Source organism: Amycolatopsis tolypomycina (assembly GCF_900105945.1).
In the GTDB taxonomy this organism is placed as follows: Bacteria; Actinomycetota; Actinomycetes; order Mycobacteriales; family Pseudonocardiaceae; genus Amycolatopsis; species Amycolatopsis tolypomycina.
The window spans coordinates 2,742,539-2,766,750 of record NZ_FNSO01000004.1; the positions used below are offsets into that span (position 1 = coordinate 2,742,539).

The following is a 24,212-nucleotide window of genomic DNA, read 5'->3' on the forward strand; positions in this document are numbered from 1 at the left end:
TCGCGACATCAGCTTCTCCTTCTTGTCCGTGCACGCACTCCGAAGCGACCGTCGGTGCGCACACCGAAGGCCGCCTCGGAAACGTGTCTTCAGCTGCGGAACAGGGCGACCTTCAGTGCGTTGCTGTCCTGCGGGTGGGCGAAGACGTCGTAGGCCTCGTCCATCTCGTCCAGCCCGAACCGGTGGGTGACGAACCGGCTCGTGTCCAGCCGGCCCGCCGCCAGCATCCGCAGCAGCATCGGCGTGCTGGACGTGTCGACCAGACCGGTCGTGATCGTCACGTTCTTGATCCACAGTTGTTCGAGGTGCAGCGTCGCCGGGGCTCCGTGCACGCCGACGTTCGCCACGTGCCCGCCCGGCCGGACCAGCTTCGCGCACAGTTCGAACGTCTCCGGAACGCCCACGGCTTCGATCGCCACGTCGGCGCCGAGCCCGCCGCTCGCCTCGGCCACCGCGGCCGCCGCGTCGCCCGGCTGCACCAGCACGTCCGCGCCGAACGACTTCGCCGCGTCGAGGCGGGCCGGTTCCCTGTCCACCACGATGATCGTGCTCGGGGCGAACAGCTGGGCGTTGGTGATCGCGGCCAGCCCGATCGGCCCGGCCCCGACGATGACCACCGTGTCACCCGGTTTGACCCCGCCGTTGCGGACACCGACTTCGTACGACGTCGGGACGATGTCGGCCAGCATCAGCGCCGACTCGTCGCTCACCCCGGAGGGCAGGACGTAGGTCGAGGTGTCGGCGAACGGAACGCGGGCGTACTCGGCCTGGACGCCGTCGGTCGTGTGCCCGAGGATCCAACCTCCGCCGCCGAGGCACTGGCCGTAGGCCGCCTTCCGGCAGTACTCGCACCGGCCGCAGGCCGAGATACAGGACACCAGGACCTTGTCGCCGGATTTGACGCCGGTGACGGCGGATCCGGTCTCGACGATCGTGCCGACCGCCTCGTGGCCCAGGATCCGGCCGCGCTCCACCTCGGGGACGTCGCCCTTGAGGATGTGCAGGTCGGTGCCGCAGATGGTGACCGCGTCGACCCGGACGATCGCGTCGGTGGATGCGGTGAGTTCGGGGTCGGCGTGGTCGGTCCAGCTGCGCCGGCCGGGTCCGTCGTACACAAGTGCCTTCATCGTTCAGATTCCTTTCGGGCAGGGGAAAGGGCGCCCGCCGGCCGGCGGGCGCCCTGGGGTGAGGTGTTCAGCGCAGCCACGTGCGGTCGCCGACGAGGGCGGCCCAGCGGCGGCCGAGGCCCCACGTGTTCCCGGCCGCGGCGGCGGCCAGCGCGATGAGGACGAGCGCGTAGATGATGTGGTAGTCGATGAGGGGGTTGGTGGAGCGCGTGGCTTCGCCGGTGCTGGTGCTGAGGGCGAGCGGCCATTCGGCGGCCCACATCAGGAGCATCATCAGCGTGCCCGCGGCGGCGCTCAGCCGCAGGCCGATGCCGGCGATGACGGCGATGCCGATGGCGGCCAGGCCGAGCATGAACAGCCAGTTGGCCCACCAGGTGCCGGCCCAGGCGTGGAACATCGACTCGAACGGTCCGACGTGGACGCCGCTGAGGAAGCCCTTGGTCGGCGAGCCGTCGTTGAGCCAGGCGCCTTTCGACGGGGTCGCGTAGCCCCACCCGAACAGCTTGTCGAGGAACGCCCACAGGAAGACGAACCCGGTGGCGATGCGCAGGACGGCCAGGGACTTCCAGGCGACGGTGGGCCCGGCGACGAAATCGGGGACCGGCGCCGGTTCGGTGACCCGGTGAGCCGGGACCTGGGCGGCGGCCGTCTTCTTTTCGTCCGGCTGGATGGACATGGCAAACCTCCGTTCCTTCAGTGCTGCGGTCAGTCTGTTCCGGTGCCACCAGGGTTTCCGGAGTCGAAAGTCCCCGGCTGGAAGGTCCTTGGGCGCCGGTTGACGAGGACCTCGCGAGAAGGACCGAAGTCCTCCCGGAACGGGGCCGAAGCCTCGCGCGGGAATGGGCGGAGGCCGGTTGGCTTTCTTGAAACGAAAGGGGAAACGGATGAGTGGCACGGATCTGGTGGTCGGCGTCGACGGCTCGGCCGGCGCACTCGCGGCGGTGCAGTGGGCCGCGCGCGTCGCCCGGGCACGGCGGCTCGGCCTGCGCCTGGTGCACGCCCTGCCGGAACTGCCCGCGCCCTATCCGAGGGCCGATCCGACGTACGAGCAGCTGCTGGAAGCGGCCGGGGCGCAAGGACGGGTCATGCTGGCCGAGGCTCGTGACGCGGCTTCGGGCGTCGAAGCCGCAACGGTGTTGCGCTCCGAACGGCCCGCCGACGCCCTGGTCGCCGAGTCCGGCGGCGCCGCGATGCTCGTGCTCGGCACGCCGGGACTGCGGCCGCTGGGCCGGGTTCTGGTCGGGTCGGTCACGGTGGCGCTCGCCGCGCACGCGCGGTGCCCGGTCGCGCTGATCCGTCCGCACGCCGGTGAGGACGAGCCGCCCGCCGAAGGGCCGGTCGTGGTCGGGGTCGACGGCAGCCCGGCGAGCGAGGAAGCCATCGCGGTCGCGTACGAGGAGGCGTCGTGGCGGGGCGCCCGGCTGATCGCGGTGCACTGCCGGCATCGCGACGGCTGGTGGGACACGGGAACGACCGCCGAGGAGTACGCACGGGAGCTGCTGGCTCAGCGGCTGGCCGGCTGGGCCGAGAAGTACCCGGACGTGGTGGTGGACCGCGAGGTCGTGGCCGGCCGCGCGGCCGAGCGGCTGCTGGACTTCGCCGACCGGGCGCAGCTGCTGGTCGTCGGCAGCCGGGGCCGGGGCGGGTTCGGCGGCCTGGCCCTCGGGTCGACGAGCCAGGCGCTGATGTCCTACGCGCTCTGCCCGGTGGTGGTGGCGCGTCCGCGGGCGAAGTAGAGCACCGGACCGGCGAAGTTGACCGCGATCACCAGGGCCCACAGCCATTTCGGGCCACGGACCTGTGCGGCAGGCCGGTGCGCGAGGTCCCACCACGCCGCCGCGGCGAGCAGCAGCTGGACGCTCGCGGCGAGGCGGATCCGGCCGCGCTGCCGGGGACTCAGGTCGCGCCACCGCTTGCGGTCGTTCATGGGAATCTCCTTCCGGTAGGTGTTCCAGGCAAGGGCATCGGCAGGCGCGGGGCAAAGGGGCGAAAGACCCCTGGGCCGGGGACCGTCGCCCGCAGACCGGCGGCGATGCGGATTCGTAGCGTGAAAGGAACCGTCCGACGGAGGTGTGTGATGCGCGGTCCGCAGGTATCGGATCTGATGACCTGGCCGGTGGTGACCGCCGGTCCCGCGACGACGTTCAAGGAGCTCGTCTCGCTGCTGGCGGAGCACGGCATCGCCGCGATCCCGGTGCTCGACGAACACCGGCGCCCGATCGGCGTGGTCGACGAAGCGGACCTGCTGGCCCGCCACCGCGGCGACAGCAAGCCGGAGCCGGTCTTCTGGAAGCGCCGGGTGTGGACGAAGGCGCAGGGGCTGACCGCGCGGGAACTGATGACCCGCCGCGTGCCGACGGTCGCCAAGGACGAGCCCGTGGCCGGAGCGGCCCGCCGGCTGGTGGAGGCGAAGCTGCGCCGCCTGTACGTCGTCGACGGCTCCGGCCGGCTGATCGGCGTCCTCGCCCGCCGCGACGTCCTGCGCTCCTTCCTGCGTCCGGACGAGGAGATCAAGGAGATCGTCGAGCGCGAGGTGCTGCAGCGGTCGATCTGGGCGGACCCGTCGACGGTCACGGTCCAGGTCGACGACGGCGTCGTGACGCTGGGCGGGGTGATCGACCGGCGCAGCGAGGTGGAGCGTGCGGAGTGGCTGACCGAGTCCGTGCCCGGCGTGGTCGCGGTCCGCAACCGCCTGAAGTACACCCAGGACGACGGCGCGGCTGCCGGGCTGCGCTGATGAAACGCATCGTCATCCTCGGCGGGGGAACCGGCGGCACGCTCGCGGCGAACCGCTTGTCCCGTGACTTCGGCGACGGCGCGCGGATCACCGTCGTCGACCGGGACGACCACCACGTCTACCAGCCGGGCCTGCTGTTCGTGCCGTTCGGGACGGCCGGCGGCGGCGACCTCGTCCGGTCGCGTCCCCGGCAGCTGGCCGACGGGACCGGCTACCACCGCAGCGAGGTCGAGTGCGTCGACATCGACGCCGATCGCGTGCACCTGGCCGATGGGACCGTGCTCCGCTACGACGCTCTCGTGATCGCCACCGGCGCCCGGCTCCGGCCGGAGAAGACCGCGGGGCTCACCGGGCCGGGCTGGCGTTCCCACGTCGATACGTTCTACGACCTCGACGGCGCGGTGGGCCTGGCTTCGGCGCTGGCGGCGTTCGACGGTGGCCGCCTGGTGGTGGACGTCATGGGGCTTCCGGTCAAGTGCCCGGTCGCGCCGCTCGAGTTCTGCCTCCTCGCCGACTGGTTCTTCACCGTACGCGGCGTCCGGGAGGGGGTCGAGCTGACCTACGTGACGCCGCTCGGAGCCGCGTTCGACGAGCCGGTGGCCGCCCGGACGCTCGCGGAGCTGCTGGCCGCGAAGAACATCGAGCTGGTGACCGGGTTCGCCACCGGCTTCGTCGACGGCACCGGCGGGCGGCTGGTGTCGGCCGACGGCCGGGAGGTCGGCTTCGACCAGGCGGTGGTCGTGCCGCTCCACGCTGGGGCGTCCTATGTGGACCGTTCACCCGGCCTGGGTGACGAGCGCGGGTTCGTCCGCGCCGACGAACACACCTTGCGAGCCGACGTGAAGGACAACATCTTCGTCATCGGGGACGCCGCGGCGCTCCCGGCCGCCAAGACCGCCTCGGTGACGCACTTCGAGGGCGAGGTGCTGGCTCGCAACGTCGGGCAGTTCCTGGACGGCAGGCCGCTCGACGCGAGTTTCGACGGCCACACCACCTGCTTCGTCGAAAGCGGTTTCGGCAAGGCCCTGCTCTTGGACTTCAACTACGAAACCGGGCCGCTCCCCGGTCACTTCCCGGCGGAGGCAGGGTTGCCGCTGCTCAAGGAGTCGCGGCTCAACCACCTCGGGAAGCTGGTGTCCTCGTGGTTCTACTGGCACCACCTGCTGCCCGGCCGTGACCTTCCCGGCATGTCGAGCGATGCCGCTTGTGGGCAAGCAGTTCCCGGAACCGGCCGGACGCTGAGCACCGGTTTCTTCCCGCCTCGGCTCTCCGGACCACGCGCGTGGCGGCCGGTGGAGGCCGCGCAACGGGAGGAGTGGGAATGAAACGAATGTCCCGGGTCGCCGCGGCGGCCACGTTGGCGGTGGCGATGTCCCTCGGCGTCTCGGCCGGGCCGGTGTTCGCGGCGCAGACCGAGGCACCGCTTCCACCGCACCGGCGGCGGATTCCCCGCCACCGGCCACGCCGGAAACCCCGACGACGAAGCCGTCACCCACATCGGTGAAGCCGTCGGAGACGGAGGTGAAGGACCCGCCACCGTCCGCGTCCAGCACGACGCCGGTGCCGACCACGTCGGCTTCCGCGCCGCCCGCTGCTGACCGTGGCGTTCGAACGTTGACGCCCCACACTTGGGACGGCTTCACCGGCAGGTACCTCGTGCTCGCCCAACTGGGTCTTCGACTACCCCGTCGTGGAGGTGACCGGGGGCCGTGAACCGGAGATGGTGCTTCAGGGCGAGTACGACATCACCGGCTGGCTCACCGGAACAGGGAGGTTGTCCGCGCCGACTTACGTCAAGGGCGACACGGCGCGGATGACCGTCACGGTGTCCAACAAGGGCCGTGGCCCGTTGCCCGGCGTGACCGGGTCCTGCTGGGCAAGCGACGAGCGCGCGCCGATCGGCCTGGGCGTGCTGGACCCCCGGCCGGGCCGGGGGGGTGTCCCTATGTGGTTGTCAAGCCGCGGCGGGAGCGGGTTGGCGGTAGTGGGTGCCGTTGCGGAGCATGGCGTAGAGGACGTCGCAGCGGCGGCGGGCCAGGCAGATCAGCGCAGCGTTGTGTTTCTTGCCCTCGGTGCGTTTGCGGTCGTAGTAGGCCCGGCTGGTCGGATCCGCCAGGGCCGCGAAAGCGGCGAGGAAGAACGCGCGTTTGAGCTGGCGGTTGCCGGTCCGGGCTGGATGTTCACCCTTGATCGATGTGCCGGAGCTGCGGGTGACCGGCGCGATCCCGGCGTAGGCGGCCAGATGCGCCGAGGATGCAAAGTTGGAGGCGTCACCGACCTCGAGGAGGATGCGGGCTGCGGTCCTGACTCCGATGCCGGGCATCGAGGTCAGGACCCCGGCAAGAGGGTGCGCATCAAGTATCCCCTCCACCTGCTCCGCCACCTGTTTCCGCTGCAGGAGAACCGCTTTCAAGCTGTCGGCCAACCGCGGCAAGACCGTGTCGGCCGCGGCGGTGCCCGGGACGGTGACGGTCTGCTCGGCCAGCGCGGCCATGATCGCCTCGACCAGCCGCTCACCCATCCGAGGCGCGTGGACCTTCGCGATCGCGGTCAGTTGGCGGCGGCCGGCCTTGGCGATCCCGGCCGGGCCGCCGCAACGGGACAGGATCTCCAGCACCGCGGGGTGGCTGACCTTGGGGCCGATGGCGTGTTCGAGGGCGGGGTGGATGCCGGTGAGCAGGCCGCGGATGCGGTTGCTGATCCGGGTGGCCTCGCCGGCCAGGTCATCGTCGAACCCGACCAGCACCTCCAGCTCGGCCAGGGCTTCGTCACCGACGTCGACGGGCCGGAGGGTGTGGGGCAGGGAGCGGGCGGCGTCGGCGATGACGAACGCGTCCCGGGCGTCGGTCTTGGCCCGACCCGGGTAGAGATCGGCGATGCGGCGCATCGCCAGCCCGGGCAGATAAGCCACCTGGTGCCCGGCGGCGCGGGCGACCGCGACCGGCAACGCCCCGATCGTGGCCGGTTGGTCCACCACGACCAGCAGCGGCCCATGCTGAGCGAGCTTGTCGAACAGGGCCTTCAGTTTCGGTTCGGTGTTGGGCAGCGGCCCGTCATGCAGACGGTTGCCCTCGGGGTCCAGGCCGACCGCGTGATGGGTGTCCTTGCCGACGTCCAGGCCGAGAAACACGCTGAAGCTGCCGCTCATCCACTATGCCGTTTCGTTCGCCGCGACGTGGTCACCGATCAGGCATCGATGGCCGGCACCCACGTTACGACGAGACCTACCAAGCTGGTGGCCGTGTCCCTATCAGCGGTCCCTCGATGCCACCAGACCCGGTGACACCACCCCCCGGATCATGGGTTCGACTGGGGGCGCAAGTCATGCCGGGCCTGGCGACCACAGCTCCTTGATCAGGAACCACGAAAAAGGTAACGGGGGCACACTCCCGGCCGGGTCCAGCACTGCGGGTGCTCGCCGGCGTACGACCCCGTGCCGGGAGTGAAGGTGTACCTGCGCAACCAGGTGACCGGAGCGATCGTCGCGCGCGGTGAGCGGCCAGGACGGGTACATCGCGTTCTTCGGCCTGCCCGCCGACCGCTCCGACGTCGGGATCGTGGGTCCCTGGCGGAGCTACTACGCGGAGCCGGTCTTCCTCGTCCGCGGCGACGACGACGGCAGCCTCGCCTACCGGAACCTGATCGTGGTCGTTCCCGGGGCGGATCAACCCGATCCGGACGCGGTCCCGCCGACGGCGAAGCCCCCGGGCCGGCGAGGCCGGTGTGCCGGTTCGGCCCGCACCTGCCCGGCAGGTTGCTGAGAGGCTGGGGACGGGCGCCCGCCGGGCCGGGTCACCGGCGGGCACCCGGGGCACTCAGCCCAGCGACCGCCCGATCAGCTCGACGAGCTCGACCGTGCGGGTCGCGTAGCCCCATTCGTTGTCGTACCAGCCGAACACCTTCGCCAGGTGCGCGTCGGCCTTGGTCAGCTGGGCGTCGAACACGCAGGAGGCCGGATCGCCGATGATGTCGCGGGACACGATGGGGGCCTCGGTGTAGCGCAGGATGCCCTTGAGGTCGCCGTCGGCGGCCTCGGCGAACGCGTGGTTGACCTGCTCGGCCGTCACCGGGCGCTCGAGCTCCACCGTCAGGTCGGTCAGCGAGCCGTCCTCGACCGGGACGCGGACCGCGACGCCGTCGAGCTTGCCGGCCAGCTCCGGGAGCACCAGGCCGATCGCCTTCGCCGCGCCGGTGCTGGTGGGCACCACGTTGACCGCCGCCGAGCGGGCGCGGCGCGGGTCCTTGTGCGGGCGGTCCAGCAGGGCCTGGTCGCCGGTGTAGCTGTGGATCGTGGTGAGCAGGCCGCGGCGGATGCCGAACGCGGAGTGCAGGACCTTCACCATCGGGGCGACGCAGTTGGTCGTGCACGAGGCGTTGGAGATGATGTGGTGGTTCGCGGGGTCGTAGTCGCCTTCGTTGACCCCGAGCACAATGGTCGCGTCGACGTCCTTGCCGGGCGCGGAGATCACGACCTTCTTCGCTCCGGCGGCGAGGTGCACTCCGGCGGCTTCACGGGTGCGGAACTTGCCGGTCGATTCGACGACGACGTCCACGCCGTACTCGCCCCACGGCAGCTGCGCGGGGTCCGCGGTCGAGCTCACCTGGATCAGGTGGTCGCCGACGCGCAGCGCCTCGCCTTCGACAACCTCGACCGGCGTGCGTAGCCGTCCGTAGGTGGAGTCGTGCGTGAGCAGGTGCGCCAGCATGTCCGGGGACGTGATGTCGTTGACCGCGACCACGTCGATCGGGCTGTCCGGGGTTTCCAGCACGCACCGGAGGATGTCGCGGCCGATCCGGCCGAAGCCGTTGATCCCGAGGCTGACCGTCATGGGTCTCTCCCTGTCGTTGTTCGTTTCCCTTTGATGGTCTGCACCGCGCGTCTTCGCGCGTAGGGCCCTTGGTCCTCGCAGGTCGGGCAGAACGACCGCTTCGCCCGGCGCGCGCGAGGAGTTCGCTGAAGGTGCGGGAGACTGCGGAAGGAGCGGTGATGACCGAAGCAACGGCGAGAGGCCGGATCGTGGTCGGTGTCGACGGTTCCGACGCCGGTACGGCCGCGCTCGTGTGGGCGGCCGGGCAGGCGGCGGCCGGCGGCGCCGAACTGGACGTCGTGACGGTGTGGCTGCACGACGCGATGCTCGACGACGCGTCCGTGAACCGGACTCTCGAGGAAGCCCGCCGGGTGCACGTCCACGAGCTGGAGAAGCTCGTCACCGCGGTGACGAAGGACCTCACCGGCGTGACCGCCCGGTGCTCGGCGCCCGACGGCGATCCCGCCGGGGTGCTGACCGAGCGGGCGAAGGAAGCGACCATGCTGGTGGTCGGCAGTCACGGCAAGGGCAAGGTCCGTGCGGCCCTCGCCGGCTCGGTGAGCAGCGCCTGCCTGCGGCACGCGACCTGCCCGGTTGCCGTGATCCCGCCGCCGGCACGCACGCCGGACAGCCCCCTCGGCCGGCGGCTGGCCGAAGTCACCGGGGAAACGGCCTGACGTGACCACCACCGCCGACCGGCCGCTGCTGCGCGTCCGGGGCCTCACCAAGAAGTTCGGGCCGGTGCAGGCACTGGCCGGGGTCGACCTCGACGTCCCGGCCGGGCAGGTGACCGCGCTGGTCGGTGACAACGGCGCGGGCAAGTCCGTGCTGATCAAGTGCATAGCCGGCATCCACGTCCCGGACGCCGGCGAGATCGACTGGGAAGGCCAACCGGTGCGCATCCGCACGCCGCGGGACGCCGCCGGGCTCGGCATCGAGACCGTGTACCAGGACCTGGCCCTGTGCGACAACCTCGACATCGTGCAGAACATGTTCCTGGGCCGGGAAAAGGTCCGGCACGTGTCGCTCGACGAGGACCGCATGGAGCTGGCCGCGAAGGAGACGCTGCACAGTCTGGGCGTGACGACGGTGACGTCGGTCCGCCAGCCGGTCGGGTCGCTGTCGGGTGGCCAGCGCCAGGCGGTGGCGATCGCGAAAGCCGTGTTGTGGCACTCGAAACTGGTCATCATGGACGAGCCGACCGCGGCGCTCGGCGTGGCACAGACGGAGGTCGTGCTGGAGCTGGTCGGCCGCCTGGCCGAGCGCGGGCTCGGCGTGGTCGTGGTGTCGCACAACATGAACGACGTCTTCGACGTGGCCGACCGGATCGCGGTGCTGTACCTCGGCCGGATGGCGGGCGTGTACGCCACCGACGAGCTGACCAAGGAAACGGTCGTCGACCTGATGACCGCGGGCCGCTCCGACCGCTGGAGCGTCCCGGCCCGAACGAAGGGAGTCGCGTCATGACCGTGTGGTTGATCGTCGCCGGGGTCGTCATCGCCGGACTGGCGCTGTCGATCCGGGTCGTCAAGCAGTACGAGAGGGGGGTGCTGTTCCGGCTGGGCCGGGTGGTCGGGGTCCGCGAGCCCGGGCTGCGGTTCATCATCCCGGTGATCGACGTGTTGCGCCGGGTGTCCCTGCGGATCGTCACGATGCCGATCCAGTCGCAGGGCATCATCACGCGCGACAACGTCAGCGTCGACGTCTCGGCGGTGGCGTACTTCCGGGTGGTGGACGCGACGAAGTCGGTGGTCGCAATCGAAAACGTCTACGCGGCGATCGACCAGATCGCCCAGACGACGCTGCGGAAGGTCGTCGGCCAGCACACCCTGGACGAGACGCTGGCCGAGACCGACAAGATCAACTCCGACATCCGGCAGATCCTCGACGTGACCACCACCGAGTGGGGCGTCGACGTGACCCTGGTGGAGCTGAAGGACATCCAGCTGCCGGAGTCGATGAAGCGGGCCATGGCCAAGCAGGCCGAAGCCGAGCGCGAGAAGCGAGCCAAGATCATCAACGCCGAGGGCGAAGCCCAGGCCGCGGCGGCGCTCGGCACGGCGTCGGACACGATGATGGCGCACCCGCTGGCGCTGCAGCTGCGGAACCTCCAGACGCTGATGGAGATCGGGGTCGACCACAACAGCACGGTGGTGTTCCCGGCGCCGCTGATGAGCACGATCGGCGAGCTGGGCACGTTCCTCGCCCGCGAAGCGGCCGCCGCTGCTCCGGCGGCGGTGTCCAACGGAGAAGCGGCGGTCCCGGCGCCTCGCTGAAGTGTGGCCCTCACCGCTTTCGGGCGGTGCGGGCCACCTGCACGGCCAGCAGCACGAGCCAGGCGAAGTAGGCGTAGGCGTTGATGCGCTCGAACCCGCCGGCCCACGGCGTGTCGTTCCGGTCGAGCCCGCGCATCGCGAACGCGGACGCGACGCCGAAACCGGCGACCACGACCGTGGTCGCGAGCGCGTACCAGCGGAACCAGCCCGGGAAGGCGACCGCCGAGAGGATCAGCATCGCCAGCACGAGCAGGCTGAACACGCCCGACAGCGCGATGTGCATGGTGTCGTTGAACCCCGGTGGCCGGCCACGCGAGCTCATCGCCCAGAACGTGTGCGTCGCGAGGCCCACGAGAACGAAGTCGGCGATCTGCAGAGTGCCGATCAACCGCACGATCCGGCGGCGGGCCGCGAGCACGACCCCGATCCCGAACACCAGCAACAGGACGTTGTGGACCAGGATCGCGCTCACCATCAGCGGCCGCACCGGCGACCCGAACGCGCTCAGCTCGCTGATCGCCTGGTCCCGGGCGCGGTAGCCGGCATACCGCCACGAGGACAGCACGTCGGCGGCGGCGTAGACCACCACCGCCGCGACGACGGCCGGGACCAGCAACCGCCTCGGGCTCACCGGGCCAGCCAGCGGGTCGCACCCCGCAGGCCGAACGCCATCGAGTCCCAGCCGGCACCCGCGTGCACCGGCAGGCCGGCGCGGAAGCGGCCCGGGACGTACGTGCCGAGCGCCTTCTTGCCCAGCCGCCAGGCCGCCGACGTGCCGACGCGGTAGGCATCGAGCTTCGCCGGGTCGACGACGACCGGGCGGGCCGGGTCGCCGGTGACCGACAGGGGGACCTGCGCGAACGTCGCCTTGTCGAACATCTCCAGCACGCACATGCTCACCGGCTCGAACCCGGGCCCCGGCAGGTGCACGCCCGTGTCGGCGGCGATCTGGCCGGCCACCGCCTGGGCCTGCAGCAGGGCCAGGAACGCCTGCTTCACCGGGAAGTCGCCGGCGTCGCCGGGCGCGTAGACGCCCGGGTGCCCGAGCACCTCGCGCTTGCTCTCCTCGCAGACGAGGAAGCCACGGTCGTCGGCCGGGAGGCCCTCGAAGCGCTGGGCGGCGACGTACGGCGGGAACGCCACCAGCAGGTCGAACTCGTGCGAAGTACCGTCGGTGAACGCCACTTCGAGCTCGCTCACCTTGTCGGGCTCTACGCCGGTGCGGCCCTCGATGCCGCGGGCGGCGAACTCCGCGGCCACCACGTCGTGCAGCTTCGGCCCGAACGCCTGCACGTAACTCTTCTCAGAGGTGGCGAAGGCGATCTGGACGTTGTCGCGAACCTCGCGACGGCGCAGCCAGGTGTCGAGCATCAGCGTGATCTCGTACAACGGGCCGGCGCACTTGTTGCCGGGCGGCACGAGGAACAGGACCTGCTGCAGGCGGCCGTGCCGGGCGTGCTGGGCCACCCACTGCAGTTCCTCGCCCAGTGCGTGCAGCTGTCCCGGGGTCCACACGGTGCGCGCGTATTCGGCCAGGCCGGGCACCTCCTCGGGGCGCATCGCGGCGCCGGTCGCGATGACCAGGTGGTCGTAGGGGACCGGTTCGTGGGAGGTGTGCACGACGCCGCGCTCGGTGTCGACGCCTTCGGCACTGGCCACCCGGGCCTCGATCTCCCGGCGCCGCAACGGCTTCGCCAGCGGCACGTGCAACGGCGCCTCGGCCGCGCCGAAGGGCAGGTAGATGCTGTTGGGGCGGAACAGGAAATCGTCCCGGTCGGAGACGAGGGTCAGCCGGACGCGGTCCGGGTTCGCCAGCGCGCGCAGCGCGAACGCCGTCTCCAGCCCGGCGAACCCGCTGCCCAGAACGACTACGTGGGTGGGGGACATGAGTCTTCTCCGATGCTCCGGTGGGTCGGCCGACACTTCACGATGGGCTCGGAAGGGGGAGCGGAGGCAGGGTCCTCGGCCGCACGGGCGAGGGACTTCCGGCCCTTTTCGCCGGATTCGGTGCCGCAGCACAGTGGAAGGGTGCCGAACACGCGGAGAACCGTCGGGCCGCACCGCCGGATGCCGGCGCAGGACAGCCTGTGGCTGCACCTGGACCGGCCCGAGAACCCGATGGTCGTCACCTCGGTGCTCTGGACGAGCACGCCGGTGGACTCGGCGCGGCTGCGGTCGCTCGTGTCCGACCGCCTGCTCGCGCGGTACCCGGTGTACTTCCAGCGGGCCGTCCGGCACGGCCGTACGCTCGCCTGGGAGACCGATCCCGGCTTCGAGCTGGGCAAGCACCTCGTCGTGCGGGATCTGCCGTCGCCCGCCGACCAGGCGGCTCTGCAGGCGTTCGTCGCGGCGCGTCGCGGCGAGCCGCTCGACCCACGGCGTCCACTGTGGACCATCGACCTGCTGCAGGGCTACCGCGGCGGCAGCGCGCTCGTGTGCCGCACCCACCACGCGATGGCCGATGGCATCCGGTTGACGCAGGTCCTGTTCAGCCTCCTCGACCCGGTCGAGAGGGAGACGGCTCCGCACGCGAAGGTCGGCGGGGCCGCACCCCACCGCGAACCGGTGGCCCAGCCCGTGGTCCGGCTCGGCGCCACCGCGCTGCGGGTCCTCGGCGACACCGGTGCGAGGGTCCAGCAGCAGGCCGCCCGCGTCCACCCGGTGCTGGAGACCGCAGTAGCCCTGCCGTTCCTCGGCGCGACCGCTGCGGTCGGTGCCACGGGCGCGGTCGCCGGATTCCTGTCGTCGGCCCTCGACGGCGGTCCCCGGCGCGCGGTCGACACGGTCGCGAGCGCGGCGACAACGCTCTGGCACAGCGCGACCGGGACCGGCGAGCTGCTCGGACCGTCGACCGCCACCGGCCTGTGGGACGGCGAACCGGGCGTCGAGAAGACCGCGGCGTGGAGTGACCCGGTGCCGCTGATCACGCTCGGCCGGATCGGCCACGACACCGGGACGACGATCAACGACGTCTGCACCGCGCTCGTCGCGGGCGCCCTCGACCGGTACTTCACCAGCCACGGAACCGCCCGGCCCGGGCCGTCGGAGCTGGGCTGGCTGATCCCGGTGAGCCTGTCGTCCTTCGACGACGAGCTCCCGGCCACCCTCGGGAACCACTTCTCGCTGGTGCTGGCCCAGCTGCCGCTCGGCCGCCGGACGTTCGCCGAGCGGCTCGCCGAGGTGCACCGGCGGGTCGCCCGGATCCGTGACTCCGTCGAACCGGCGCTGACGTTCGGTGTGCAGTACGCGATCGCGCAGAGCCCGGCGGTGCTGGGCCGGCCCGTGAGCCGGTTCTTCGCCGGCAAGGCGGTCGGGGTGCTGACGAACGTGCCCGGCCCACGGGCGCGCAGGACGCTGGCGGGCGCGGAGGTGGCCGGGATCGTCGGCTGGGCGCCCTGCAGCGGCCGCCAGGCGATCACCATCTGCATCTTCAGCTACGCCGGGGAGGTGCGGTTCGGGTTCGGCACCGACCGGAAACTGATCCCGGACCCGGAGGCTCTGGTGGACGCGCTGGCGGCGGAATTCGTCGAAGCAGCTCAGCGAGCCTGAGCCGACGCGCGTTGCACGTGGGCACGCGCGTGGGCGACCGCGTCGTCGAGATGGGTGAAGAGGTGGCTGCCGGTGCGGAGGACGCCGGTGGTGGTCAGCAGGTGCTGGTGGTGGTCCTGGATTCCCTTCAGCAGCACCATGACGCCCCGCGCCTCCAGCTCCCCGATGGTCTCGCCGAGCGCCTTCGCGCCGGTCGCGTCGAGCAGGTGCAGGCGGGAGAACCGCAGGATGACGACGAGGACGTCGTCGGCCGCGGCCGCGATCTCGGTGACGACCCGTTCCGAAGCACCCCAGAACATCGCGCCCTCGAACCGGAAGATCGCGATGTGCTCGTCGCCGTCGGCGGCCGGGCCGGGCAGGGTGTCGCGGCGGGCCCGGGCGGCCCGGGCGAGGTGGCGCAGCGCGAAGAACGCGGCGACCAGCAAGCCGATCTCCACCGCGAGGATGAGGTCGGCAGCGACGGTGACGAGCGCGGTCACGGCGAAGGTGACTGTGCTGGATCGGCTCGCCCGGACGACTTCGCGGATCGTGGCGAGTGGCACCATGCGCAGGCTCGTGATCAGCAGGACACCGGCGAGGGCGGCGAGCGGGATCCGGGAGACGAGCCCGGTGGCGGCGTAGATCACGGCGAGGATCACCAGCGCGTGGCTGATGGACGCGAGCCGCGTGCGCGCGCCGGAGCGGACGTTGACCGCGGTGCGGGCGATCGCGCCGGTCGCGGGCATCCCGCCGAACAGCCCGCTGGCGATCGAGGCGAGGCCTTGGCCGATGAGCTCGCGGTCCGGGCGGGTGGGCTCGACCGGCGGGCCGCCACGGGTCATCGTCGCGGCGACCCGGGCCGACAGCAGGGATTCGATGGCCGCGAGTGCGGCCACGGCGACGACGGCTCCGGCGAGATCGCGGACCACGCCGAGGTCGAAGTGCGGCAGGGTGGGGACGAGGCTGCTCGGCAGGGTCCCGATGCGCGGCACCGGGGCATGCGTGACTTCGGCACCGACGGTCGCGAGGACCACCGCCACCAGGGACGCCGGGATCCCGCGGTGCAGCTTCGGCAGCGCGAGCATGATCACCGCCACGACGGCGACCGTCGCCACCGTCCAGCCCGCCGCGCTGCCGGCGTTCGCGAGGGCGGACCCCGCACCCAGCAACGGATTGCGCCCCGGCGGCGCGGTCGTCCCGACGGCCGCGGGGATCTGCTGGAGGAAGATGATGCAGGCGATGCCGAGCGTGAACCCCTCGACGACCGGCCAGGGCAGGTAGCCCACCAGCCTGCCCAGCCGTGCCGCGCCCGCGGCGAGCACGACCACTCCGCCGAGGATCGAGACCAGCGCCACCGAGGACATCCCGTGGACGGCGACGATCGGCGCCAGGACGACGGCCATGGCCCCGGTCGGGCCGGAGACCTGGACCGGTGAACCGCCGAAGACCGCGGCCACGATCCCGGCGACCACGGCGGTGATGAGCCCGGCGGCCGCGCCGGCGCCCGAGCTGATGCCGAAGGCCAGCGCGAGCGGGAGGGCCACGACGCCGACGGTGACGCCGGCGAGGAGGTCCGCGCGCAGGATCGGCGGGCGCAGGTCGTAGTCGGCGCGGCCGGGCAGCAGCTCCCGGGCGGTCGCGAGGCGGCTCACGCCTTGGCCGCGATCGCGTCGAGGATGGCCTGCGGGCTGGCTCCGGGCAGCGGCGGCAGTTCCTGGGCGGTCCGGAGCCGGGCGGAGTCCGGGGTCAGGCTGGACAGCAGGAAGGCGCGGGCCACGACCAGGAGCTCCGCGACGAGGGGCTGGGCGAGCCAGTACTCGACGGCGTTGCCGGTGCGGGTGGAGGTGACGACTCCGCTGCGGCGGAGCACGGCGAGGTGCTGGGAGAGGTGGGACGCTTCGCAGTCGGTCACTTCGAGCAGCCGGGTGACCGGCGTGCTCTGTTCGCCGGCCGCGGCGAGCACCTCCAGCACCTGGATCCGGATCGGGTGGGCCAGGCACTTGAAGAGGTCGGCTTTGATCCGGTAGAGCGGCTCGGTCGTGCGGGAGCGGGCGGGCATGGGCACCTCCTGGATTGATGATTCTATCAATCCATCAACCCATGGCTTCAGCGGGCCGCGGCCAGCAGTGCCGGGAACTCCCGCTCGATCGCCTTGGCGAGCACGTCGGTGTCCGGGACCGCGTCCGCGTCCGCCGTGATCCCGAACGTCACCTCCCCGGCGTAGCTGAGCATCGCCACGCCGATCCGCACCCGCAGCGCGATGGGCACGTACGGGTGGATCCGGACGATCCGGCGGCCGAGGGCGAACAGCGGTTCGGCGGGGCCGCGCACGTTGGTCGTCACCGTGACGATGTTGCGTTGCGGCAGGTGCGCGGCCGCCCGGATCGCCCACGCGACCGGGGCGAACGGCTCGTGCGCCGCGGTGGCGGTGAGCAGCGCGCCGGCGTCGGCCTCCTTGGCGGCCTTCAGCATGCCCAGCCGGCGGTGCACCCGGACCAGCCGCTGGGCCGGGTCGGTCAGGTCGACCGGCAGCAGCGGCAGCAGGAGCGAGACCTCGTTGTCGAGCGCGGTGCCGGTCCGCACGGATACCGGCACCAGCGACCGGACGCTGTCGGCGGCGGGTGTCTCGCCGCGCTGCAGCAGCAGTTCCCGGAACCCGCCGGTGACCGCGGCCAGCAGGACGTCGTTCACCGTGACGTCGAAGGCCCGTGCGACGGCCTGGACGTCGGCCAGCGGCACCGACGCGGTCGAGTAGCGCCGGTCGCGCCCGAGCGGGCCGGTCAACGGCGTGGCTGTAACCGGCAGCAGCGCGGACGTCATCGCCGCGAGACCACGGGCGGCGTCGCTGACGCGGCGGGCCAGCCGGTTCGGGTGCAGCAGCTCGCGGGCGAGCAGCCGGGTCTGGGTCCACGGCGTCCGCAGCAGCGAGCCGACCGCGTCCAGCAGCAGCTCGGCCGTGCCCGGGTCGGCCGCTTCCGCGGCCGGACGCGGGTCGGCCGGGGCGTCGCCGAACAGGACGGTCTGCAGCCGCGTGGCCGCCAGTCCGTCGGCCAGGGCGTGGTGCACCTTCGTCAGGATCGCCCAGCGCCCGTCGGGGAGGCCTTCGATCACCCAGAACTCCCAGAGCGGGCGGTCGCGTTCGAGCCGGTCCCTCATCAGCAGGGCGACCAGTTCGCAGAGCGCGGTTTCGTCGTGCGGCGCGGGGAGCGCGATCCGCGCGAAGTGCGCTCCCGCGTCGAACGCCGGGTCGTCGACCCAGAGCGGCGGCGCGAGGTCGAACGGGACAGCGCGCACTTTCTGCCGGTAGCGCGGGATGCCGGCCAGCCGTGCGAGCACGGCGGCGGTGAACTCGTCGAGGCCCGGGGGCGGTCCCTCGGCGATGGCGATCGACGCGATCGCCATCGATGAGCTGGGGTCCTCGTCCTCGATCTCGAGGAAGGCCGCGTCGAGCGGGCCGAGCCGGTCCATGACGTCCTCTCGGGGTGCGATGTCGACGACGACACGCGGAATGGCAGCTGTGCGCGGACCCGGCGGCGAACGTGCTGAGCCCTTCGGAGGAGCCGGCGAAGCCTAGGAGTCGTTGCGGGTGCCGGGAGGACCAACGCCGGGGGCAGCGTGCTCGCCGGCGGCGCCGGCCCGGTCGCTCCCGCAGCCGGCGATGGCCAGGCCGCACACCAGCGCGACGAGCGCCACCCGCCCGCGTGAGGTCATCTCGTTCTCGTCAAGGCGTCTCGGCGGCGTTCGTACTCCTCCTGGTCGATCTCGCCGCGGGCGAACCGTTCGTCGAGGATGCGCCGCGCCGGGTCGGCCGGAGGCGGCGGCTGCGGTCCCCGCCGTCCCAGGACGACGACGAGCGCGACGAGTGCGGCGAGCACCAGCGCCATCAGCACGAGCATGCCGATGCCGCCGGCCCAGCCCATGGTTCCGGGATAGTGCCAATACGGCATGACCGGCTCCTTTCCTAGTAGGCCTGGAAGTGCTTCGGGGGAGCGTCGAGTGGCTGCAGCACGTCCTCGAGGTCGCGGCGCGGAGTGGCGGGCAGCGGCTCGGCGTTGGCGGGTGCCCAGCCGATGCGCAGCACCATCTGGGGGAACGACCCGCCGGTGACGTGTTCGGTCACGGTGTCGCGGACGTCCGGCAGCTCGAGCGGCTCGGTCAGCGGGCACGAGGACAGGCCGAAGGCGTTCGCCGTCAGCAGCACGGCACTCGTCGCTTCGCCGGCCCGCAGCCGCGACATCCGGTCGTCGGACGCGGTGCTCAGCACCAGCAGGACGGTCTCGTCGTCCTCGGCCTTGGCGCCCACCGGCTGGGCCAGCAACGGGTCGGCGAAGGGCCGGGTCCGGAGCGCGCCGGGTGTGTCGTCCGGTGCCGGGGTGTTGCGGGCGGGGACGCCGTCGGGCGAGAGACGCCGTCCGCTCCACGCCGCCAGCTCGGTGCGGTAGGCCGGGTCGGCGGCGTGCCGGTCCGCGGCCTCCTCGATCGCCGTCGCCAGGTAGTACCGCGCCGAGTTGTCGGCGGCCTGCAGCACGGTGCCTTCCAGCGCGGCCGCGCGGGACATCGCTTCGACGTGTCCGCGCGGGACGACCCAGGAGCTGTGGCGGCGCCGGTCGGTCCGCCGCCGGGGAATGGCTGCGGCCATGGCGATCTCGTCCTGGGACGGGTTGTGCGGGTGCAGCGTGATCGCCGCCAGGTGGTCGGGCTCGCCGGGGTTCGGCAGGCGGTGCACTTCCGCGGCCCAGCCGAGTGCGGCGAAGCCGACCCGGAGGTGGTGCAACGCGGCACCGCAGCTGAGGATCAGGTCGCGGCCGTCCGGGTCGGTTTCGGGCAACCGCCGCTCCGGGTCGGCGTAGAGGTGCAGGGAGCTGTCGCCGAGCCGCCAGTTCCACGGCTGGGAGTTGTGCACCGACGGCGCGCGGACCGCCATCGCGACCGCGGTCTTGACGGTGAAGTCGTCCGGGAATGCTCGGTCCATCATCGGCCTGCCTCGTCGTCGGAAGTTTCTGCCGCCTTGACCCTCGCACCGCGGTCGCGGCCGTCGGGAGGGCCGGAGTGCCTTCGCTCGGGGGACTTTCGGTGCTCGGGCACCAGACAGGCCAGGGCTCGCGCGAGCGACTCCGCGGGTGTTCCGCTGGTCGGCAGCGGATGCGCTTCGGGCCAGGGGTCGGCGTCCACGGCCATCCGGCGCGCGATCTCGGGGGTGGCGTCGGACAGGGCACCGGTCCGGGCCGTGATGCGGTGCACGGCGATCGCTTCCGGTGCCAGGCAGCGGATGGCGGCCGGCGGGCTGCTCGTCCGCCCGGCGGCCGCGGCGGCGAGCGCCCGGTGCGAGGCCGCGTTCCACGACGCGTCCAGCACCACGGTTTCGCCCAGCGCCAGCAGTTCGCCGGCGCGGTGCACGAGTTCGGCGTAGGTCGCGTCCGTGTGGCTGGCGTCGTAGATGCCTTCGCGGTAGCCCTCGGCGGGACGCCGGACCGGCGTGAGCCCGGCCAGTTCCTTGCGCAGGCGATCGGACTGCAGCAACGTGGCGCCGAGCCGGTCGGCGAGCCCGCCGGCGATGGTGGACTTGCCGGTGCCGGGCGCGCCGCCGACGAGGATCAGGCGGACCTGGCCGAACCGCAGGTGCTCCAGAGTGAGGTCGGCGTACTCGCGGGCCAGCTCAGCCGCTCGCGGATCGCCCTGCGCGTGGCGGAGGCAGGCTACCTTGGCGCGGACGAACGCGCGGTAGGCGAGGTAGTGGTGCACCAGCGCCGGGGGCGCGGGGTCGCCGGTGAATTCGCGGTAGTCGCGCAGGAGCTGGTCGCCGAACGCGGGAGCGCCGAGCCGCTCGAGGTCCATCGCGAGGAAGGCGACGTCGTCGAGCACGTCGACGTGCCGGAGGTGGTCGTCGAACTCCAGGCAGTCCAGCACGCGAGGGCCGTCGTCGAGGCAGAAGATGTCATCGGCCAGCAGGTCCCCGTGGCCGTCGACGACGTGCCCCTCGGCGATCCGGCGGTCGAACAGGGGTGCGCGGCCGGCGAGGAACTCCTCGGCGAGTTCTTCGATCTCGCCGGCGGTAGCGGGGTCGAGTACGTCGCCGTGGAAGGGCCGGACCTGGGCGAAGCTGTCGCGCCACCGGTTCCGGACGGCGTCGCGGGTCTCGTCGGCGTCGATCTCCGGCCCGCGTCCGGCTCGGGCGTGGAAGGCGGCCAGCTGCCGCGCCAGGGCCCGGATCGTCGCGGGCAGCGGTGCGCCGCGCCGGACCAGGGTCGAGAGCCGCCGGTCTTCCGGCATCCGGCGCATCACCACCAGGTGGTCGCGGACCTCGCCGCCAGGGCCCGTGACTTCGGCGACCCCGAGGTAGACGTCGGGGGCCAGCCGCCGGTTCAGCTCCACCTCCCGGTGGCACGCCCGTTCGCGGGCTTCCCGCGTCGAGAAGTCCAGGAAGCCGAGGTCGACCGGCTTCTTCAGCTTGTAGGCGAGGTCTCCGACGAGGAAGACCGCACCGATGTGGGTCTCGCGCACGTCGGCCCAGGGTTCGTCCATGCCGCCAGGATCGGCTCCTCGCGGCGGTTTGCACCGGGGACGAAAGTCACCGGGACCGGTGACCGGGGAAACCTCCCCGGACCCGTCCCCGGCGTTCACCATGGTGCCCGGCGGAAGGAGACGTCGTGGACGAGCCGGCGATCGTCGTGGCCGGCCTGCGGGTCCGCCGCGGCGGCGACGAGGTGCTGCGCGACATCGGCTTCGCCGTGCGTCGCGGGACGGTGACCGGCCTGCTGGGGCCGAACGGCTGCGGCAAGAGCACGCTGATGCGCTCGATCGTCGGCGTGCAGGTGGTCGAGTCCGGGCGCGTGGAGGTGCTCGGCAGGCCCGCGGGCCACCCCGAGCTGCGCCGGCGGATCGGCTACGCCACCCAGGACCCGGCGCTCTACGCGGACCTGACGGTGACCGAAGCCCTGCGCTACTTCGCCGCGGTGCTCGGCTGCCCGGCGTCCGATGTGGACCGGGTGATCACCCGGACGGGGCTCACGTCGTCGGCCCGCGTCCTGGTCGGCCGCCTCTCCGGCGGCCAGCGCGGCCGGGCCAACCTGGCGGCGGCGCTGCTGGGCACGCCCGAGCTGCTGGTGCTGGACGAGCCGACGGTCGGCTCCGACCCCGAGCTGCGCGACGAGCTGTGGCGGCTGTTCCACGAGCTGGCCGCCACCGGCGTCACGCTGCTGATCTCCAGCCACGTCATGGACGAGGCCGCCCGCTGCGACGACCTCCTGCTGCTGCACCGCGGGCAGCTCCTCGCCCGCGGCACCCCGGAGGCGCTGCGGACGGAGACCGGCGCACCCGATCTCGAGCAGGCGTTCCTGCGCCTGATCAAGGGCCGTTCGGAGGCCTCGCGATGAGCGCCCTGCCCACCACCCGGCGGATCCTCACCCAGCTGCGGCACGACCCGCGCACGATCGTGCTGCTGGTCGCGGTGCCCAGCGTGCTGATGATCCTGCTGCGGTACGTGCTCAACTCCGAGCAGCGGTTCAGCGCGGTCGCGCCGGCCCTGCTCGGCATCTTCCCGTTCACGATCATGTTCCTGCTGACCTCGGTGACGACGTTGCGCGAACGCACGTCGGGGACGTTGACGCGCCTGATGACGCTGCCGATCGGCAAGCTCGACCTGCTCCTCGGGTACGCGCTGGCGTTCGGCCTGCTCGCGACGCTGCAGGTGGTCGTGGCCGCCGGGATCTCCCTGACCTGGCTGGGGCTCGACATCGCCGGCTCGGTCTGGGTGCTGCTGCTGGTCGTGGTGCTGGACGCGCTGCTCGGCACCGCGCTCGGCCTGTTCGTCAGCGCGTTCGCCCGCACCGAGTTCCAGGCGATCCAGTTCCTGCCGGTGTTCGTGCTGCCGCAGTTCCTGCTGTGCGGCCTGTTCGTGCCGCGCGGGGAGATGGGCTGGGTGCTCGGCGCGGTGTCGGACGTCCTGCCGCTGTCCTACGCGGTGGACGCGCTGACGCAGGTGACCCGCTCGGCCGAGGTCGACGGCACCCTGGTGCGCGACATCGGGATCATCGCCGGCTGCGCCGTGCTGGCGCTGCTGCTGGGCGCGGCGACCCTGCGCCGCCGCACGCCGTGAGGTCACTGGTGACGAAAGTCCCTGGCGGCAAGGTCCAACGACGCCATCCGCCGGCGCACGCACGAACGTACCGTCGGATCCCGAACAGATCCGGTCCGCTGTGGCCGGTGCACGACCCCCGGCGTTGGAGAGTGATTCCCCTGCTCACCGGAATCGACCGTGATCACGGCCTGCGCAGCGGGCTGACCGGGTACCTGGCCGCGGTGAGCGCCGCGGTCGGCGTGGGGGAGGAGTCCTGCACCGTGGACCTCGACGCCCCCGCCTCGGCGTACATCGCCCTCGACGTGCGCCTGTCCCGCCACCCCGGCCGGGACATGGCCCTGCTGTGGGACGAACGGCACGGCTGGGCGTTCGCCATGGAGACCCATTCCGGCGAGGACCTGCTGGTGCTGGCCTACCTCGGCGGTGACCTCGTGCCCGGTCCTTCCCGCGTCCGCGGATTCGTCTCGGCGATCCGGTCCGCCGGTGGCGCGTCCGCTCCGCCCGTACCGCCGGATCTGCGCGGCGACCGCGGCGAACTGCTGGACCGCCTGCGCCGCCACCGCCGGATTTTCCCGTACTCGTTCCGGATGGGGTGATCTTGTGTCCACTGTGGAGGCGTCGGGCTGGACGCCCGCCGAGACCGAGGTGCTGGTCCGGTCGATGATGCGGGCGCCGTCAGTGCACAACACGCAGCCCTGGCTGCTTGAGGCCATCCCGGGGGAGCTGTCGGTGCGTGAACGCTCCGAACCGGCTCTGCCGCACCACGATCCGCAGGGCCGTGACCGAGCCGCCTCCTGCGGCGCGGCGGTGGCGAACCTCGAGCTGGCGGTCCGCACCCTCGGCCGCTCGTGCGTGGTCTCGTTCCTGCCGGAGGACGAGCAGCCCGACCTCCTCGCCCGGGTTGCCGTCGGCGAACCGGCCGCGCCGGCGATCGAGGAGCTCCGCTGCTATGGGGCCATCGCCCGCCGGGCCAGTCACCGCGCGCCGTTCGAAGGCGTGGCCGTGCCCGGGGCCGTGGTGCGGCGGGTCGTCACGGCGGGCGGGGCGCCGGGCGTCGAAGCCCGTCGAGTCCACGAGGTCGCCGCCCTCGCCCGATTGCTGCACTTCGCCGCGGACACCTTCCGGCAGGACGGCGCCTACCAGCGTGAGCTGTCGTTGTGGACGATCCGGGACGAGCGGGCCCACCGGCACGGCGTCGGCATCCCCGCGAGCAGGATCCCGGCCGGTTCGGTGCCCTGGGCGGGCCTGGTCCGCCGCGCGACCGACATCCCCGAAACGCCCGAACTCGAGCGCCGGCTGGCCGGGGAGACGCTCCTGCTCTTCGTGACCGTGGACGATTCCCGGCTCGACCACGTCCGGGCCGGCTACGCGATGGAGCGCGCCTGGCTCGCGGCGGTCGACCTCGGCCTGGCCGCCGCGGTGCTGACGCAGCCGCTGCACCTGGCGCCGGTGCGCTCGGCGCTGTGCGAGGACCTCGGGCTCACCGGTTTCCCCCAAGCCCTCCTCCGCATCGGTTACGCCGCGGAAGCGGATCCGCCGAGCCCGCGCCGGGCGGCGGAGGAGGTGCTGCGCCGCGGACCTTAGGGCCTGCCGCCGTGGACCAAGGACTCTGCCTCCGGCCTGCCCGCAGGTCGACGATCGTGGGGGGAGAACGGAGTC

At 72.3% G+C, this 24,212-nt stretch carries 26 protein-coding genes; 12 read left to right on the forward strand and 14 right to left on the reverse strand.

The annotated features are described in order from the left end of the window. Window positions 1–89: 89 nt before the first annotated feature. Both BLW76_RS22595 and BLW76_RS22600 read right to left on the reverse strand, forming a co-directional pair. Window positions 90–1,127 carry a zinc-dependent alcohol dehydrogenase family protein gene (locus BLW76_RS22595; RefSeq protein WP_091310624.1) on the reverse strand — a complete coding sequence of 346 codons (1,038 nt, stop codon included), beginning with the start codon at window positions 1,125–1,127 and terminating at the stop codon, window positions 90–92. 67 nt (window positions 1,128–1,194) lie between these two features. Next, window positions 1,195–1,803, reverse strand: coding sequence for a DoxX family membrane protein (locus tag BLW76_RS22600; RefSeq protein ID WP_091310626.1), 609 nt, complete (start codon window positions 1,801–1,803; stop codon window positions 1,195–1,197). A 208-nt stretch (window positions 1,804–2,011) separates the two neighbouring features. Between BLW76_RS22600 and BLW76_RS22605 the strand changes: the two genes are divergently transcribed. Next, window positions 2,012–2,863 (forward strand): universal stress protein, encoded by an 852-nt coding sequence (locus BLW76_RS22605; RefSeq protein ID WP_091310629.1) that lies wholly within the window; start codon window positions 2,012–2,014, stop codon window positions 2,861–2,863. Here the strand turns inward: BLW76_RS22605 and BLW76_RS22610 are convergent. Next, window positions 2,818–3,054: a PLDc N-terminal domain-containing protein gene (locus BLW76_RS22610; protein ID WP_091310632.1), complete on the reverse strand. Its 237-nt coding sequence runs from the start codon at window positions 3,052–3,054 to the stop codon at window positions 2,818–2,820. The two genes, BLW76_RS22605 and BLW76_RS22610, sit on opposite strands and share 46 nt — an antisense overlap. Before the next feature lie 177 nt (window positions 3,055–3,231). On the opposite strand from BLW76_RS22610, the gene BLW76_RS22615 reads away from it, so the two are divergent. Then, window positions 3,232–3,864: a CBS domain-containing protein gene (locus BLW76_RS22615; RefSeq protein WP_244170272.1), complete on the forward strand. Its 633-nt coding sequence runs from the start codon at window positions 3,232–3,234 to the stop codon at window positions 3,862–3,864. Beyond that, window positions 3,864–5,189, forward strand: a complete 1,326-nt coding sequence (locus BLW76_RS22620; RefSeq protein ID WP_208613355.1) for an NAD(P)/FAD-dependent oxidoreductase — start codon at window positions 3,864–3,866, stop codon at window positions 5,187–5,189. The genes BLW76_RS22615 and BLW76_RS22620 overlap by 1 nt, the downstream gene beginning before the upstream one ends. A gap of 629 nt (window positions 5,190–5,818) precedes the next feature. On the opposite strand, the gene BLW76_RS22625 is transcribed toward BLW76_RS22620, so the two are convergent. Continuing rightward, window positions 5,819–7,012 (reverse strand): IS110 family RNA-guided transposase, encoded by a 1,194-nt coding sequence (locus tag BLW76_RS22625; RefSeq protein WP_091310636.1) that lies wholly within the window; start codon window positions 7,010–7,012, stop codon window positions 5,819–5,821. A gap of 343 nt (window positions 7,013–7,355) precedes the next feature. On the opposite strand from BLW76_RS22625, the gene BLW76_RS22630 reads away from it, so the two are divergent. Next, a complete protein-coding gene (locus BLW76_RS22630) occupies window positions 7,356–7,625 on the forward strand; it encodes a hypothetical protein (protein ID WP_091310639.1) in 270 nt (89 codons plus the stop codon). Window positions 7,626–7,679: 54 nt separating this feature from the next. Here BLW76_RS22630 and gap read toward each other — a convergent pair whose 3' ends face one another. Next, a complete protein-coding gene (gene gap / locus BLW76_RS22635) occupies window positions 7,680–8,693 on the reverse strand; it encodes a type I glyceraldehyde-3-phosphate dehydrogenase (RefSeq protein ID WP_091310641.1) in 1,014 nt (337 codons plus the stop codon). A 158-nt stretch (window positions 8,694–8,851) separates the two neighbouring features. Between gap and BLW76_RS22640 the strand changes: the two genes are divergently transcribed. The 3 genes from BLW76_RS22640 to BLW76_RS22650 are packed head-to-tail and all read left to right on the forward strand — an operon-like array spanning window position 8,852 to window position 10,948. After that, a complete protein-coding gene (locus tag BLW76_RS22640; RefSeq protein WP_091310644.1) occupies window positions 8,852–9,349 on the forward strand; it encodes a universal stress protein in 498 nt (165 codons plus the stop codon). 1 nt (window position 9,350) lies between these two features. Next, entirely contained in the window at window positions 9,351–10,139 is a 789-nt protein-coding gene (locus tag BLW76_RS22645) for an ATP-binding cassette domain-containing protein (RefSeq protein ID WP_091310646.1), read from the forward strand. Beyond that, window positions 10,136–10,948 carry a slipin family protein gene (locus tag BLW76_RS22650; protein ID WP_091310649.1) on the forward strand — a complete coding sequence of 271 codons (813 nt, stop codon included), beginning with the start codon at window positions 10,136–10,138 and terminating at the stop codon, window positions 10,946–10,948. The genes BLW76_RS22645 and BLW76_RS22650 overlap by 4 nt, the downstream gene beginning before the upstream one ends. 10 nt (window positions 10,949–10,958) lie before the next feature. On the opposite strand, the gene BLW76_RS22655 is transcribed toward BLW76_RS22650, so the two are convergent. Beyond that, the gene (locus BLW76_RS22655) at window positions 10,959–11,579 is read right to left on the reverse strand and encodes a DUF998 domain-containing protein (protein WP_167384687.1); all 621 of its coding nucleotides are present in this window, start codon (window positions 11,577–11,579) and stop codon (window positions 10,959–10,961) included. Continuing rightward, window positions 11,576–12,835: an NAD(P)/FAD-dependent oxidoreductase gene (locus tag BLW76_RS22660; protein WP_091310653.1), complete on the reverse strand. Its 1,260-nt coding sequence runs from the start codon at window positions 12,833–12,835 to the stop codon at window positions 11,576–11,578. The genes BLW76_RS22655 and BLW76_RS22660 overlap by 4 nt, the downstream gene beginning before the upstream one ends. Window positions 12,836–12,976: 141 nt before the next feature. On the opposite strand from BLW76_RS22660, the gene BLW76_RS22665 reads away from it, so the two are divergent. Next, window positions 12,977–14,497, forward strand: a complete 1,521-nt coding sequence (locus BLW76_RS22665) for a WS/DGAT domain-containing protein (protein ID WP_167384688.1) — start codon at window positions 12,977–12,979, stop codon at window positions 14,495–14,497. Here BLW76_RS22665 and BLW76_RS22670 read toward each other — a convergent pair. The 7 genes from BLW76_RS22670 to BLW76_RS22695 form a co-directional block, all read right to left on the reverse strand. Continuing rightward, on the reverse strand, window positions 14,485–16,128 hold the full coding sequence (locus BLW76_RS22670) for a SulP family inorganic anion transporter (protein ID WP_091310658.1): 1,644 nt from the start codon (window positions 16,126–16,128) through the stop codon (window positions 14,485–14,487). The genes BLW76_RS22665 and BLW76_RS22670 overlap by 13 nt on opposite strands. Then, complete coding sequence (locus BLW76_RS22675) at window positions 16,125–16,535, reverse strand: ArsR/SmtB family transcription factor (protein ID WP_091310661.1); 411 nt, start codon at window positions 16,533–16,535, stop codon at window positions 16,125–16,127. Before BLW76_RS22675 ends, BLW76_RS22670 begins: the two co-directional genes overlap by 4 nt. 47 nt (window positions 16,536–16,582) lie before the next feature. After that, a complete protein-coding gene (locus tag BLW76_RS22680; protein ID WP_091310664.1) occupies window positions 16,583–17,944 on the reverse strand; it encodes a wax ester/triacylglycerol synthase family O-acyltransferase in 1,362 nt (453 codons plus the stop codon). 102 nt (window positions 17,945–18,046) lie between these two features. Continuing rightward, complete coding sequence (locus tag BLW76_RS48670) at window positions 18,047–18,187, reverse strand: hypothetical protein (RefSeq protein WP_167384689.1); 141 nt, start codon at window positions 18,185–18,187, stop codon at window positions 18,047–18,049. Next, complete coding sequence (locus tag BLW76_RS22685) at window positions 18,184–18,423, reverse strand: SHOCT domain-containing protein (RefSeq protein ID WP_167384690.1); 240 nt, start codon at window positions 18,421–18,423, stop codon at window positions 18,184–18,186. Before BLW76_RS22685 ends, BLW76_RS48670 begins: the two co-directional genes overlap by 4 nt. 14 nt (window positions 18,424–18,437) lie before the next feature. After that, the gene (locus tag BLW76_RS22690) at window positions 18,438–19,448 is read right to left on the reverse strand and encodes an Acg family FMN-binding oxidoreductase (protein WP_091310669.1); all 1,011 of its coding nucleotides are present in this window, start codon (window positions 19,446–19,448) and stop codon (window positions 18,438–18,440) included. Then, window positions 19,448–20,998 carry a bifunctional aminoglycoside phosphotransferase/ATP-binding protein gene (locus BLW76_RS22695; protein WP_091310672.1) on the reverse strand — a complete coding sequence of 517 codons (1,551 nt, stop codon included), beginning with the start codon at window positions 20,996–20,998 and terminating at the stop codon, window positions 19,448–19,450. Before BLW76_RS22695 ends, BLW76_RS22690 begins: the two co-directional genes overlap by 1 nt. Window positions 20,999–21,123: 125 nt before the next feature. Between BLW76_RS22695 and BLW76_RS22700 the strand changes: the two genes are divergently transcribed. The 4 genes from BLW76_RS22700 to BLW76_RS22715 all read left to right on the forward strand — a co-directional run bounded on the left by BLW76_RS22700 (window position 21,124) and on the right by BLW76_RS22715 (window position 24,137). Next, complete coding sequence (locus BLW76_RS22700) at window positions 21,124–21,849, forward strand: ABC transporter ATP-binding protein (RefSeq protein ID WP_091310674.1); 726 nt, start codon at window positions 21,124–21,126, stop codon at window positions 21,847–21,849. Next, window positions 21,846–22,571, forward strand: a complete 726-nt coding sequence (locus tag BLW76_RS22705; protein WP_091310677.1) for an ABC transporter permease — start codon at window positions 21,846–21,848, stop codon at window positions 22,569–22,571. Before BLW76_RS22700 ends, BLW76_RS22705 begins: the two co-directional genes overlap by 4 nt. A 131-nt stretch (window positions 22,572–22,702) precedes the next feature. Next, a complete protein-coding gene (locus BLW76_RS22710) occupies window positions 22,703–23,149 on the forward strand; it encodes a DUF6292 family protein (protein WP_091310679.1) in 447 nt (148 codons plus the stop codon). Between the two features lie 4 nt (window positions 23,150–23,153). After that, window positions 23,154–24,137 (forward strand): Acg family FMN-binding oxidoreductase, encoded by a 984-nt coding sequence (locus BLW76_RS22715; protein WP_341866499.1) that lies wholly within the window; start codon window positions 23,154–23,156, stop codon window positions 24,135–24,137. Window positions 24,138–24,212: the final 75 nt, after the last annotated feature.

Coding starts and splice junctions, on each gene's coding strand:
- BLW76_RS22685 (WP_167384690.1), bottom strand. CDS start 18,423: ATGCCGTATTGGCACTATCCCGGAACCATGGGCTGGGCCGGCGGCATC.
- BLW76_RS22680 (WP_091310664.1), bottom strand. CDS start 17,944: ATGGACCGGCTCGGCCCGCTCGACGCGGCCTTCCTCGAGATCGAGGAC.
- BLW76_RS22675 (WP_091310661.1), bottom strand. CDS start 16,535: ATGCCCGCCCGCTCCCGCACGACCGAGCCGCTCTACCGGATCAAAGCC.
- BLW76_RS22620 (WP_208613355.1), top strand. CDS start 3,864: ATGAAACGCATCGTCATCCTCGGCGGGGGAACCGGCGGCACGCTCGCG.
- BLW76_RS48670 (WP_167384689.1), bottom strand. CDS start 18,187: ATGACCTCACGCGGGCGGGTGGCGCTCGTCGCGCTGGTGTGCGGCCTG.
- BLW76_RS22610 (WP_091310632.1), bottom strand. CDS start 3,054: ATGAACGACCGCAAGCGGTGGCGCGACCTGAGTCCCCGGCAGCGCGGC.
- BLW76_RS22705 (WP_091310677.1), top strand. CDS start 21,846: ATGAGCGCCCTGCCCACCACCCGGCGGATCCTCACCCAGCTGCGGCAC.
- BLW76_RS22690 (WP_091310669.1), bottom strand. CDS start 19,448: ATGGACCGAGCATTCCCGGACGACTTCACCGTCAAGACCGCGGTCGCG.
- BLW76_RS22625 (WP_091310636.1), bottom strand. CDS start 7,012: ATGAGCGGCAGCTTCAGCGTGTTTCTCGGCCTGGACGTCGGCAAGGAC.
- BLW76_RS22595 (WP_091310624.1), bottom strand. CDS start 1,127: ATGAAGGCACTTGTGTACGACGGACCCGGCCGGCGCAGCTGGACCGAC.
- BLW76_RS22640 (WP_091310644.1), top strand. CDS start 8,852: ATGACCGAAGCAACGGCGAGAGGCCGGATCGTGGTCGGTGTCGACGGT.
- BLW76_RS22660 (WP_091310653.1), bottom strand. CDS start 12,835: ATGTCCCCCACCCACGTAGTCGTTCTGGGCAGCGGGTTCGCCGGGCTG.
- BLW76_RS22695 (WP_091310672.1), bottom strand. CDS start 20,998: ATGGACGAACCCTGGGCCGACGTGCGCGAGACCCACATCGGTGCGGTC.
- gap (WP_091310641.1), bottom strand. CDS start 8,693: ATGACGGTCAGCCTCGGGATCAACGGCTTCGGCCGGATCGGCCGCGAC.
- BLW76_RS22605 (WP_091310629.1), top strand. CDS start 2,012: ATGAGTGGCACGGATCTGGTGGTCGGCGTCGACGGCTCGGCCGGCGCA.
- BLW76_RS22650 (WP_091310649.1), top strand. CDS start 10,136: ATGACCGTGTGGTTGATCGTCGCCGGGGTCGTCATCGCCGGACTGGCG.
- BLW76_RS22600 (WP_091310626.1), bottom strand. CDS start 1,803: ATGTCCATCCAGCCGGACGAAAAGAAGACGGCCGCCGCCCAGGTCCCG.
- BLW76_RS22615 (WP_244170272.1), top strand. CDS start 3,232: ATGACCTGGCCGGTGGTGACCGCCGGTCCCGCGACGACGTTCAAGGAG.